Here is a 12335-nt window from a genome sequence, read left to right as displayed (position 1 = left end):
TTGATAGTCTGTTAAGCAGACCAAACTTGGTTCAGAGTCAAACTTCTCGTGAGAGGCTTGCTCCGATATTTGGTGACCTTGTCACCACTCATCGGCAAGCGCTCACACGAATTACCTGATCAAATTTTTAAAGAGCGTCGCTGTGAAGCGAGGAGGCATATTCTACCCGGAACGCTTGAGAAGTCAAGCACTTGATGATGAGTCAGTCGACTGCCTCTAAGCATCATCAAGCGGTGAGGAGCGTTACTCGATCACCTGTTCCGTAAGGAGTGCGGCGTATTCTAGCGAATCGCCCGGGATTGTCAATCGATGAATTCGAAGCGGACTTCAAAAACATCAAGCAAAACAATCGCCTGCAAACCTCTTTCACCGCTGGTAACGCCATGCGTCCCCGGCAGCGGATGCGTACTTTACGCAGGAATCGTTTTGATGGCAAGGGCTTTGACGCAGAAAACAGCCACTCGCCTGATCAATACTCAGACCGCCTTGCCGTCCGCGGGCCGAGATACCGGGCGCGCCTGCCAGCCACCACGCGAATGCGACTGTGTCTCAAGCGCCGCTTCCAGGCGCGCCTCCGGCAGCTGCATGACGCGAGCCAGCAGTGTCAGCAGGGCCACCTCTTCATCGGCCAGCGTCTGGTCGGCATGCACCACCTGGGCAAGCGCCGTGAACCAGCGCTGCTTGTCCATCGGGCGCAGGTGAGCCAGCTGCGTGAGATGACGGCAGCGCAGCGCAGGGTTATCCCCATCCGGCTGCGACTGTGGGTACGCAAGCGCCAGGCCAAGTTCCGCACTGGCGTCCAGGAAGATGTCCTCGCGCAGCGTTTCATCGTCGATGAGTCCGACCATCAGCATGAGCCAATGCTGACAGGCCGGCTGGCATTGCTGCAGGGCCAGCGAGTCACTCTTGCGATCGATCCGCGGGTCCAGTGACTCCAGCAGCAACTGCCACAGATACCAGATGAACATGTCCTGCGGAGGTGTCTGCGCCTTGAGCATGCGATGCGCGCGCTCATCCGCTTCCCGCCAGCGCGGTATCAACCGGTTGAGCAAGGGGATCCACTCGACCCGCGGCAAGGTCTCGAGCTTGCGCCGCGCCTCGCGCACGCGCTTGCCATCCAGCCAGTCATGTTGACGCTCAAGCTCGGTGAGCCAGACCCCACGCCGGGTGAGCTCCGAGGGCGCGATCATCGCCACCACCAGCTGCGGGCAGAGAAAGCGCGACAGCGTCAGGTTCTCGAGTTCACCCCGGGAACGCGACAGCTCGCCCACGACGGCCGCGCCGGCGATACCCGCCATGACCCCGCCAAGCACTTCTGCCCCGATGGGCCCCTGCTGCTCGAAGGTATGCACCGGTTGCTGGCGCGCGCTCAGATATTGCCTGTCCCAACGGGGCTCCAGGCGCTTGATGCGTTCATCCAGCGGCGGATGCGAGTCGAACCAGCCCGTCAGCCATGGCGGACGCGCTTCGACGAAGAAGAGGTGGTTGTAGGTCATGGCGCGCGGATGCTGGATACGCCCCTGCCAGCCCATGCCACCGATACGCTTGAGGGCCGAGGCGATGCCATCCGGAAAGCGCGTCAGGCGCACCGCACTGGCATCGGCGAGATATTCGCGTGAGCGCGCGACCCCACGTTGCAAGAGCCTGCCGCCCAACCCGCCGAGACTGCCGAGCAACCACAGCGCCACACCGACCAGCATCAGCTGTGGCATGCCGCCTTTCCTGTCGGAACCGGAGGAGCGCGCCCGGCCCAACACGAAGCCGATGCGCCCCGCGCCCATCAGGAAGCGCCCCGCCTCGGAGAGAAACACCAGGCCGTGGACCGCACTCGCCAGACGCAGGTTGAGGCGAATATCGCCATTGGCGATATGGGCGAACTCGTGAGCGACCACACCCTGCAGCTCGTTGCGATCCAGCTGCTCCAACGCCCCGCGACTCAGCGCGATCACCGCATCATGGGGCCGATAGCCCGCCGCGAAGGCATTGATCATCGCCTCATGCGGCAGCAGGAACAGCTGCGGCGTGGGCAGATTGGCGGCGATCGCCATCTCTTCCACGACATTCAGTGCCCGCCGCTCATTCGAGTCCTGGGTCTCGACATCCACCAGCTTGCCCCCCAGGCGTGCGGCCACGACCGCACCGCCCTGCTGCAGACGCCGCAGCTCACGCGCCGCGACCAGTGCATTGCAAAGGAAGATGACGCTCGCCACTGGCCAGACATATTCAAACGTCGTGGCGGCCGGACGCCCCAGGAAACTGCTGATCGCGACATGCACCACGGCGCCGGCGGCAAGAGACACCACCAGCGACATGACCGTGAAGGCCAGCAGCAATAGCCGCGTACGACGCCGCGCACTGTCCTGCTCATGATAGAAATTCATTCGCGCTCGCCATCTACCCAGTCAGGATCACAGCGCAAGGCCGCTGCGAGAGAAGCATCAGCCGGCCGACTCACGAGAAGCTGACATCCGGGGCCTGGCGAATCTTCACGCTGTCATCGAAGGCCAGCAGGCCTGCATCACTGCGATGACCGAAGGTCGGCGCGAACACCACCTGCGGGAAGCTCTGGCGATAGACGTTGTAGTCGGTGACGGCATCGTTGTAGGCCTGACGCGCGAAGGCGACGCGGTTCTCGGTGGCGGTGAGCTCTTCCATCAGGTCGCTCATGGTCTGGTCCGCCTTGAGCTCCGGATAGGCCTCGACCACCACATCCAGCTTGCCCAGACTCGCCGCCAGCCCCTGCTCGGCACCGGCCAGACTGGCCAGCTTGTCCATGCTGCCGGGATGCGCCGCTGCGGCATTCAAGGCGGCCATCGCCTTGTTGCGGGCATTGATCACTTCTTCCAGGGTGCCACGTTCATGGCTCAGATAGCCCTTGGCCGTCTCGACCAGATTGGGAATCAGGTCATAGCGCCGCTTGAGCTGTACCTCTATCTGCGCGAAGGCATTCTCGAAGCGCGCCTTGAGGCTGACCAGCTTGTTGTAGATCGAGATCACGTAGATGACGATCAGCGCGATGGCGCCCAGCAGCAGAAATGTTTTCATGATGAGTCCCTTGTGATGATGCCTTTGCAATGAAGGCCCGGCAGGCGTTGTCCCGCTCTCCGGCGAGTCTTTGCAAGCGTCCCTGTCGATCTTCCTGTGCAATCCGCTTCCAGTTTACCCATACCGGATGACGGCACCAGTCAATTGGATGACTGATTGCCAACGGGGCATCATGCGGCCGGCAACCTCACGGCACCCAATGCGCCATGAACTCGTGCACCGGCAGTGCTTCGAATCGCTCGCGATCACCCAGCAACGCCATCAAGGTGTCGCACCGCGAAGGCGGGAAGCAGGTGGCCAGATTGGCCCGACACTTGTCCTCGAGCGGAACGAGCGACTCTTCACGCCGCCGACGATGTCCCAGCGGGTATTCCACCGTCACCTGCTCAGTGGCACTGCCATCGCAAAAGACCACCCGCAGGGCATTGGCAATCGAGCGCTTGTCGGCTTCCAGATACTCGCGGGTGAAGCGCGCCTCTTCCGTGACGACCATTCTGTCACGCAGCCGGTCGATCTCCGGGTGAGCGGCATGGAAGCCATCTTCATAGTGGTCCGCGTTCAACTCGCCGAAGATCAGCGGCACCGCGACCATGTATTGCAGGCAGTGATCGCGGTCCGCCGCATTGGCGAGCGCACCCTGCTTGGAGATGATGCGGATCGCCGATTCGTGGGTGGTGATCTCGATGCGCTCGATCTCCTCGAGCCGGTCGCGCACCTCAGAATGGAGCTGGATGGCCGCCTCGGCGGCGGTCTGGGCATGGAATTCGGCCGGGAAGGAGACCTTGAAGAGCACGTTCTCCATCACGTAGCTGCCCAGAGGGCGCGCCAGTGTCAGACGTCGCTCGTCTTCGGGCTTGAGGGCGAGATCGCTGTTGCTGTGACTGAAGGAGACATCATTGAAGCCCCACTGCGGCGCACTGAGAGCGCTAGGGATGCCCATCTCGCCACGCAGGGCGATATCCGCCAGCCGCACGCCGCGTGAAGTGGCGTCCCCCGCCGCCCAGCTCTTGCGCGAGCCCGCATTGGGCGCATGACGATAGGTGCGCAGACTCTGGCCATCGACGAAGGCGTGCGACAGCGCCGACAGCAACTGCTCGCGATTTCCCCCCATCAAGCGCGCCGTCACGGCGGTGGTCGCGACCTTGACCAGCATGACATGGTCGAGCCCGACGCGATTGAAGCTGTTGTCCAGCGCCAGCACGCCCTGGATCTCGTGGGCCATCACCATGCTCTCCAGCACATCGCGCATCACCAGGGGCGGCTTGCCCAGCGCGACACGCTGGCGCGAGAGGTGATCCGCCACCGCCAGAATGCCGCCGAGATTGTCCGAGGGATGCCCCCACTCCGCCGCCAGCCAGGTGTCGTTGTAATCCAGCCAGCGGATGGTGCAGCCGATATCCCACGCCGCCTTGACGGGATCGAGACTGAAGGCGGTGCCGGGCACCCGTGCACCATGCGGCACCACGGTCTCGGCCACCAGCGGGCCGAGATGCTTGGTGCATTCCGGGAAGCGCAGCGCCAGGATGCCGCAGCCGAGGGTATCCATCAGACACAGGCGAGCGGTGTCCATCGCCTCTGTCGAGGGACCTGAGCGCTCGCTCTTGCCGGCCAGGCCATCCGCATCCGCATCCGCATCCGTATCCGTATCCGTATCCGCATTCACATTCGCGATACGAGGATCGTCGCAATACCCCAGCACATAGTCGGCGATCTGCTGCAGCTCCGGGTCATAGTCCGGGCGCTGATTGGCGCTGGCCTTATTGGTACTGGCCTGACTTGTACTGGCTTGAGTGGCGCTGAGACGGCTGTCGCCCGTCTGATCAGAGGATGGCGTGCTCATGTGTGATCTCCTGTCGTGGATCGTCTTTGCTCGCATGCATCTCCCGCGATACCGGCACGTCCCCCGAAATACCCGAGTCCGCACCACAGAAACGCGAAAGCCGGCCCTCTGCACATGCGTGCCAGGCCGGCTTTCATCGGGGTGCCGCAGGTGAGGGCCTTGGCTGTCGAACATGACAATAGACCATCGCCTGCCAATACCGGCGCTAGCGCATCAAGGTCTCCGCCGGCACCCGCACCCAGCCTTCCATCAGGATACGCGCGCTGCGACTCATCACGGCTTCACTGACGGTCCACTCGCCCTCGCCTTGCTGGCCGTCACCGACCTGGCCCGAGGGTGACTGACGATGGGCACTCGCACCGACCCTGAGCGTGCCGGAGGGATGTCCGAAGCACACCGAGTCACGCGCGCTGCCAGCCTGCCCAGATTCGGCCTCGGCCCCGCCAGCGGCGGCAAGATTGACCAGCGTGCCGGGTACCGCGGCGGCCGCGGCGATGGCGACGGCCGCGGTGCCCATCATGGCGTGGTGCAGCTTGCCCATCGATACGGCGCGAATCAGCACGTCGATCTCGTCGGCCTTGATCTCGCGACCACTGGAGACGACGTGATCCACCGGCGGCGCCACGAAGGCGACCTTGGGGGTGTGCTGACGTCTGGCGGCCTCGCCCAGCTCCTGGATCAGTCCCATGCGCAGCGCGCCGTGGGCGCGCAATGTCTCGAGGCGCGCGAGGGCCTCGCCATCCGCGTTGATCGCCTCCTGCAGTTCGGTGCCCTGATAGCCGAGATCATGGGCAGCGACGAAGATGGTCGGGATGCCGGCATTGATCAGGGTCGCCTGGATTCGTCCGCCCGCGACCACCGATTCCGGCACTTCCAGCGTATCGACCACATTGCCGGTGGGGAACATGCTGCCCTCGCCAGCGGCGGGGGCGCGGAAGGCGACCGCCACTTCGGCAGCCGGGAAGGTCACGCCATCCAGGGCGAAGTCACCGCTTTCCTGGACGCGCCCCTCGCACATCGGCACCCGCGCGATGATGGTCTTGGCGATGTTGGCCTGCCAGATACGCACCTCGGCGATGCCATCACGCGGCAGTCGCTCGGCCGGCACCAGGCCCTTCTCGATGGCGAAGGGTCCCACCGCCGCCGAGAGATTGCCGCAGTTGCCGCTCCAATCGACGAAGGGCGAGTCGATGGAGACCTGGCCGAACAGATAGTCGACGTCGTGGTCCGGCTGTTCGCTGCGACTGATGATCACCGTCTTGCTGGTGCTGGAGGTCGCGCCCCCCATGCCGTCGATCTGCTTGGCGTAGGGGTCGGGGCTGCCGATCACGCGCAGCAGCAGGGCATCACGCGCCGGACCCGGCACCTGCGCCGCTTCCGGCAGCTCATCACGCAGGAAGAACACGCCCTTGCTGGTGCCGCCACGCAGATAGGTGGCGAGAATCCTGAGCTGTGCCTGCTGGCTCATGCCGTCACCTCCGCCGCCGTCTCGCCCGGCGCCTGCGAGTTCAGGAAGTCTTCGGCGAAGCGCTGCAGCACGCCACCCGCCGAGTAGATGGAGACTTCCTCACGGGTATCGAGACGGCAGGTGACCGGCACGCGCTCGAGCTGGCCTGCCTTGTCACCGGCGGTGCGCTCGATCACCAGCGTGAGCTCTGCCCCCGGCGCCGGCTCGCCCTCGACGGCGTAGATCTCGCTGCCATCCAGCGCCAGCGTCTTGCGCGTGGTACCGGCGGCGAACTGCAGCGGCATCACGCCCATGCCGACCAGATTGGTGCGGTGGATACGCTCGAAACCTTCCGCGACGATGGCCTCGACGCCCGCCAGCCGCACGCCCTTGGCCGCCCAGTCACGCGATGAGCCCTGGCCGTAATCCGCGCCCGCGATGATGATCAACGGCTGCTTGCGCTGCATGTAGGCCTCGATGGCCTCCCACATGCGTACCACCTTGCCTTCCGGCTCCAGGCGCGTGAGCGAGCCCTGCTTGACCTCGCGCTTGCCGTCCGCCCCTTCCACCACGGCCATCTCGTTGATCAGCTTGGGATTGGCGAAGGTGGCCCGCTGCGCGGTGAGATGATCGCCGCGGTGAGTGGCGTAGGAATTGAAGTCCTCCTCCGGCAGGCCCATCGCGGCCAGATACTCGCCCGCCGCACTGCTGGCCATGATGGCATTGGAGGGCGACAGGTGATCGGTGGTGATGTTGTCCCCCAGCACCGCCAGTGCCCGCATGCCCTTGAGCGTCGGTGCGCTGGCCAGGCCGCCTTCCCAGTACGGCGGACGACGGATGTAGGTGCTCATCTCGCGCCAGTCGTAGAGCGGACTGGTCGTGTCGTCGCGATCCTGACGGGCCTCGAACATCGGGATGTAGACCTGACGGAAGTGGTCCGGCTTGACGCTGGAGCCGACGATGGCGTCGATCTCCTCGTCACTCGGCCACAGGTCCTTGAGCATGATCGGCGAGCCGTCCGGCGCATGCCCGAGAACGTCCTTCTCGATGTCGAAGCGGATGGTGCCGGCGATGGCGTAGGCGACCACCAGCGGCGGCGAGGCCAGGAAGGCCTGCTTGGCGTAGGGGTGGATACGACCATCGAAGTTGCGGTTGCCGGACAGCACCGCGGTGGAATAGAGATCACGCTCGACGATTTCCTGCTGGATCGCCGGGTCCAGCGCACCGCTCATGCCATTGCAGGTGGTACAGGCGAAGCCGACGATACCGAAGCCGAGCTGCTCGAGTTCCGGCAGCAGTTCCGCCTCTTCCAGATACAGCTGCACGGCCTTGGAGCCCGGCGCCAGCGAGGTCTTGACCCACGGCTTGCGCGTCAGTCCCAGCGCATTGGCGCGTCTGGCCAGCAGGCCGGCGGCGATGACATTGCGCGGATTCGAGGTGTTGGTGCAGCTGGTGATGGCGGCGATGATCACCGCGCCATCCGGCATCAGGTCGCGCCCGTCCTCGTCCTGCTCATGCTCGATCACCCCGGAGATGCCACGCGCGGCCAGTTCACTGGTCGGCACACGACTGTGCGGATTGGAGGGGCCCGCCAGGGTGCGCACCACCGAGGACAGGTCGAAGGTCAGCTCGCGCTCATATTCCACCGCGCCTTCGATATGGCCGCTCTCGTCGGCCCAAAGCCCAGTCTCACGCGCGTAGCGCTCGACCAGCGCGATGTTCTCCGGCTCGCGGCCGGTCAGCGTCAGGTAGTCCAGAGTCTGCTGGTCGATGTAGAACATCGCCGCCGTGGCGCCGTACTCCGGCGTCATGTTGGAGATGGTGGCGCGATCGCCCAGGGTGAGGCTGGCCGCGCCTTCGCCGAAGAATTCCAGATAGGAGGAGACGACCTTCTCGGCGCGCAGGAATTCGGTCAGCGCCAGCACGATGTCGGTGGCGGTGATGCCCGGCTGCGGACGCCCGGTGAGGCGCACGCCGATGATGTCCGGCAGACGCATGTAGGAGGCACGCCCCAGCATCACGCTCTCGGCCTCGAGCCCACCGACGCCGACGGCGATCACGCCCAGCGCATCGACATGTGGCGTGTGACTGTCGGTGCCCACCAGGGTATCCGGGAAGGCGACCTGATGGCCCTTCTCATCGGCGCGCGACTCGATCACCGGCGACATCCGCTCCAGATTGATCTGGTGCATGATGCCGTTGCCCGGCGGAATCACGTCGATGTTCTCGAAGGCCTGACGCGTCCAGTCGATGAAGTGGAAGCGGTCCTCGTTGCGCCGCTCCTCGATGGCGCGGTTCTTGGCGAAGGCGTCCTTGTCGAAGCCGGCGTGCTCCACCGCCAGCGAGTGGTCGACGATCAACTGGGTCGGCACCACCGGATTGACCTTGGCCGGGTCTCCGCCGCGCTCGGCAATGGCATCGCGCAGACCGGCCAGGTCGACCAGCGCGGTCTGACCGAGGATGTCATGGCACACGACGCGCGCGGGGTACCAGGGGAAATCGAGATCACGCCGACGCTCGATCAATTGCACGAGGCTGTCACGCAACTGATCCGCCGGGCAGCGACGCACCAGGTTCTCGGCCAGTACGCGTGAGGTATAGGGCAGACCGGCGTAGGCGCCGGGGGCGATGTCTTCCACGGCGGCACGCGCATCGAAGTAGTCGACCGGGGTACCCGGTGACGCCGTGCCAGGCAGGGGTTTGCGATACTCGGTATTCATGGGCATCCGGACTCATCAGGCGGTCAAGAAAACGATCGGCCAGCACGCTGACTGGCCGAGGAAAGGGTCAGTCGCGCTGCTCGATGGGCAGCCAGTCGCAATGCTCCGGGCCGGTGTAATCGGCGCTCGGGCGGATGATGCGATTGTTGGCGCGCTGCTCGAAGACATGCGCCGCCCAGCCGGTCAGGCGTGAACAGACGAAGATCGGCGTGAACAACTTGGTGGGAATGCCCATGAAGTGATAGGCGCTGGCGTGGAAGAAGTCGGCATTGCAGAACAGCTTCTTCTCGCGCCACATCACGGCTTCGACGCGCTCGGAGACGGCGTAGAGCTGAGTGTCGCCCACATCCTCGGACAGCTTGCGTGACCATTCCTTGATGATGGCGTTGCGCGGGTCACGTTCACGGTAGATGGCGTGGCCGAAGCCCATGATCTTCTCGCGGCGCTCCAGCATGCCGAGAATCTCGCGCTCGGCTTCCTCCGGTGAGCGCCAGTGCTCGATCATCGCCATCGCCGCCTCGTTGGCACCGCCATGCAGCGGTCCGCGCAGCGAGCCGATGGCCCCGGTCACACAGGAATGCAGGTCGGAGAGCGTCGAGGCGCAGACACGCGCGGTGAAGGTCGAGGCATTGAACTCGTGCTCGGCATAGAGGATCAGCGAGGTATTCATCACCGCGGCATGCAGATCGCTGGGGGCCTCGCCGTGCAAAAGGTGCAGGAAGTGCGCGCCGATGGAGTCGTCATCGGTCTCGGTGTCGATGCGCACGCCATCATGGCTGAAGCGATACCAGTAATTGATGATCGACGGGAACACGGCCAGCATGCGGTCGGCCTGGTCGGACTGCTCATCGAAGCTCTCTTCGGTTTCCAGATTGCCGAGCATTGAGCAACCGGTGCGCATCACGTCCATCGGGTGAGCGCTGGCCGGAATCTGCTCCAGTACCGCCTTCAGGGCATCCGGCAGGCCACGCAGGCCCTTGAGGCGCGCGATGTAGGCATCCAGTTCTTCGCGATTGGGCAGCTTGCCCTTGAGAAGCAGATAGGCGACTTCTTCAAAGCTTGCGTGGGCGGCGAGATCCTCCAGATCGTAGCCGCGATAGCGCAGGCCGGAGCCGGTCTGGCCGACGGTGCACAGGGCGGTCTCGCCGGCACTCTGGCCGCGCAGGCCGCTGGAGGCACTAGGGCTCGGGGTAGCGGTGGTATCTGACATGGCGCGATCTCCTTGGCAGTGACGTCATTGAGTTGTTCTTTTTCTTGTAGGGCATAAAGCGTCAAGCCCCTCGCCGGCCAGGCGTTTGCCAGCGAGGGAGAAACGGTCGGGCCGGAAGTGCCGGCCCGAGAAGCCAGTGGCCTCCTGATACGAGACATGGCGCCCGTCTCGAGCGTCTGGCATCAATCCTTGCGGCTTTCGGCCTCGAACAGGGTGTCCAGCTTCTGCTCGAAGGTGTGGTAATCGAGGAAGTCGTAGAGCTCCATGCGGGTCTGCATGTCGTCGACCACGTCCTTCTGGTCACCCTTGTCGTGGATGTTCTGGTAGACCTTGAGGGCGGCGGCGTTCATGGCGCGGAAGGCGGACAGCGGATAGAGCACCATCCGGCAGCCGACATCGCCCAGCTCGCGCTGATTGAACAGCGGCGTGGCGCCGAATTCGGTGATGTTGGCCAGAATCGGCGCGTCGACGCCCTCGCAGAAGGCGCGGTAGTCCTCGAGGGTATGCACCGCCTCGGCGAAGATGGCGTCCGCTCCGGCCTCGACACAGGCATTGGCACGCGCCACGGCGGCCTCGAGCCCTTCCTTCTGGAAGGCATCGGTACGCGCGATCAGATAGAAGTCGTCATCACGGCGGGCATCGGCGGCCGCCTTGATGCGGTCGACCATCTCCTGACTGGAGACGATGGCCTTGTTGGGGCGATGTCCGCAGCGTTTCTGGGCGACCTGGTCTTCCAGGTGCACGGCCGCCACACCGGCGCGCTCCATCTCCTGAATGGTGCGTGCGATGTTGAAGGCGCCGCCCCAGCCGGTGTCGATGTCCACCAGCAGCGGCAGCTCGCTGGCGGCGGTGATGCGGCGCGCATCTTCCAGCACGTCATTCATGCTGGTCATGCCCAGGTCCGGCAGGCCGTAGGAGGCGTTGGCCACGCCGCCACCGGACAGGTAGATCGCCTGATGCCCGACACGCTCGGCCATGATGGCGGTATAGGCATTGATGGTGCCGACGATGGGCAGCGGACGATTGGCTTCCAGCGCCGCGCGGAAGCGGGCGCCGGGGCTTGGCAAGGCGGTGGAACTCAGATGGCGTGACATGACATCTCCCGGGCTGGGCCCATGACAGGGTTGGAATTGTTGGTGGTGATCCGGTCGCAAGCGGTGTGGCAGTTCACTCCTCGCCCTGCTCTTCCTTGAGCGTGGCGGCATAGCGGCGGGCGACGTTCTCCCGCGAGGCGCTGACGTGGCGGCGCATCAGCAGCTCCGCCAGCTCCTCGTCGCCGGCCTCGATGGCATCGACGATACGGTGGTGCTCGACGAAGGCCTTCTGCGGACGCGAGCCACTGGCGCTGAACTGGGTGCGATACATGCGCACCAGGTAGTAGAGGTCGTCGCAGAGAATCGTCATCAGCATGTGGTTATGGCTGCCGAGGACGATCTGGTAGTGGAAGTCGAGATCGCCTTCCTTCTGGAAGTAGGCGGTGCCGGTCTTGAGGTCCGACTGCTGCTCGTGGGTCTTGAGCACGCTGCGCAGCCGCGTGACCTCCTCCTGCGTCATGTGCCGCGCCGCCAGACGTGCAGCCATGCTCTCCAGCGCCTCACGCACGTCGAACAGCTCCAGCAGCTCGGTCATCGAGAGCTTGACCACCCGCGCGCCGACGTGGGGCACGCGCTCGATCAGGCGATGGACCTCGAGACGACGCATCGCCTCACGCAGCGGGCCGCGCGAGATGCCATAGGCCTGCGCCAGCCCCGGCTCGGTGATCTTGCTGCCCGGTGCCAGCTCGCCACGCACGATGGCGTCCTGCAGCTGGTGGAAGACGCGCTCGGCCAGGGTGCGCACCTCAGGCGCCGGAGCACTGGCGGAGGCGGTGTGGCCTGCCTGCTCGGCAGTGGCGCCGCGCGCGAGGCTTCGAGCGGTGGTGGCATTGTGAAAGGCATCGGTGGTCATGGCGGTCAGGCAATCCGGCTGGACAAGGGGCTGAGACAGGACAATGGCGATGAGGGACTCTCAACACCATTGTCGACAATCATTCAATGACTGCCAGACTAGCCAGCGAGCCTGAGTGGGTCAAGA

8 protein-coding genes are annotated in these 12335 nt (G+C 64.7%); all 8 read right to left on the bottom strand.

What is annotated here, in order from left to right:
* Positions 1-476 precede the first annotated feature (476 nt).
* The 8 genes from QD356_RS11830 to QD356_RS11795 all read right to left on the bottom strand — a co-directional run bounded on the left by QD356_RS11830 (position 477) and on the right by QD356_RS11795 (position 12209).
* The gene (locus QD356_RS11830) at positions 477-2381 is read right to left on the bottom strand and encodes a M48 family metallopeptidase (protein ID WP_192838527.1); all 1905 of its coding nucleotides are present in this window, start codon (positions 2379-2381) and stop codon (positions 477-479) included.
* Between the two features lie 70 nt (positions 2382-2451).
* Positions 2452-3045 carry a LemA family protein gene (locus tag QD356_RS11825; protein ID WP_054555402.1) on the bottom strand — a complete coding sequence of 198 codons (594 nt, stop codon included), beginning with the start codon at positions 3043-3045 and terminating at the stop codon, positions 2452-2454.
* Positions 3046-3232: 187 nt separating this feature from the next.
* Positions 3233-4885 carry a bifunctional 2-methylcitrate dehydratase/aconitate hydratase gene (locus tag QD356_RS11820; protein WP_192838528.1) on the bottom strand — a complete coding sequence of 551 codons (1653 nt, stop codon included), beginning with the start codon at positions 4883-4885 and terminating at the stop codon, positions 3233-3235.
* Positions 4886-5090: 205 nt separating this feature from the next.
* Positions 5091-6353 (bottom strand): 2-methylaconitate cis-trans isomerase PrpF, encoded by a 1263-nt coding sequence (prpF, locus tag QD356_RS11815; protein ID WP_279877889.1) that lies wholly within the window; start codon positions 6351-6353, stop codon positions 5091-5093.
* The gene (acnD, locus tag QD356_RS11810) at positions 6350-9052 is read right to left on the bottom strand and encodes a Fe/S-dependent 2-methylisocitrate dehydratase AcnD (protein WP_192838706.1); all 2703 of its coding nucleotides are present in this window, start codon (positions 9050-9052) and stop codon (positions 6350-6352) included. The genes prpF and acnD overlap by 4 nt, the downstream gene beginning before the upstream one ends.
* A gap of 67 nt (positions 9053-9119) precedes the next feature.
* Entirely contained in the window at positions 9120-10262 is a 1143-nt protein-coding gene (gene prpC, locus QD356_RS11805; RefSeq protein ID WP_192838530.1) for a 2-methylcitrate synthase, read from the bottom strand.
* A 182-nt stretch (positions 10263-10444) separates the two neighbouring features.
* Complete coding sequence (gene prpB / locus QD356_RS11800) at positions 10445-11356, bottom strand: methylisocitrate lyase (RefSeq protein WP_043333964.1); 912 nt, start codon at positions 11354-11356, stop codon at positions 10445-10447.
* Positions 11357-11429: 73 nt separating this feature from the next.
* On the bottom strand, positions 11430-12209 hold the full coding sequence (locus QD356_RS11795; protein WP_107335487.1) for a GntR family transcriptional regulator: 780 nt from the start codon (positions 12207-12209) through the stop codon (positions 11430-11432).
* Positions 12210-12335 lie beyond the last annotated feature (126 nt).

The sequence above is a fragment of the Cobetia sp. 2AS genome (genome assembly GCF_029846355.1).
Taxonomy (GTDB): domain Bacteria; phylum Pseudomonadota; class Gammaproteobacteria; order Pseudomonadales; family Halomonadaceae; genus Cobetia; species Cobetia amphilecti.
Note: the sequence above shows the minus strand (reverse complement) of the source record. Positions and strands in the feature narration are given on the sequence as shown.

What these genes read in the sequence shown, in the direction of transcription:
- acnD (WP_192838706.1), bottom strand. Translation starts at nt 9,052, where the DNA reads ATGAATACCGAGTATCGCAAACCCCTGCCTGGCACGGCGTCACCGGGT.
- prpB (WP_043333964.1), bottom strand. Translation starts at nt 11,356, where the DNA reads ATGTCACGCCATCTGAGTTCCACCGCCTTGCCAAGCCCCGGCGCCCGC.
- QD356_RS11820 (WP_192838528.1), bottom strand. Translation starts at nt 4,885, where the DNA reads ATGAGCACGCCATCCTCTGATCAGACGGGCGACAGCCGTCTCAGCGCC.
- prpF (WP_279877889.1), bottom strand. Translation starts at nt 6,353, where the DNA reads ATGAGCCAGCAGGCACAGCTCAGGATTCTCGCCACCTATCTGCGTGGC.
- QD356_RS11795 (WP_107335487.1), bottom strand. Translation starts at nt 12,209, where the DNA reads ATGACCACCGATGCCTTTCACAATGCCACCACCGCTCGAAGCCTCGCG.
- prpC (WP_192838530.1), bottom strand. Translation starts at nt 10,262, where the DNA reads ATGTCAGATACCACCGCTACCCCGAGCCCTAGTGCCTCCAGCGGCCTG.
- QD356_RS11825 (WP_054555402.1), bottom strand. Translation starts at nt 3,045, where the DNA reads ATGAAAACATTTCTGCTGCTGGGCGCCATCGCGCTGATCGTCATCTAC.
- QD356_RS11830 (WP_192838527.1), bottom strand. Translation starts at nt 2,381, where the DNA reads ATGAATTTCTATCATGAGCAGGACAGTGCGCGGCGTCGTACGCGGCTA.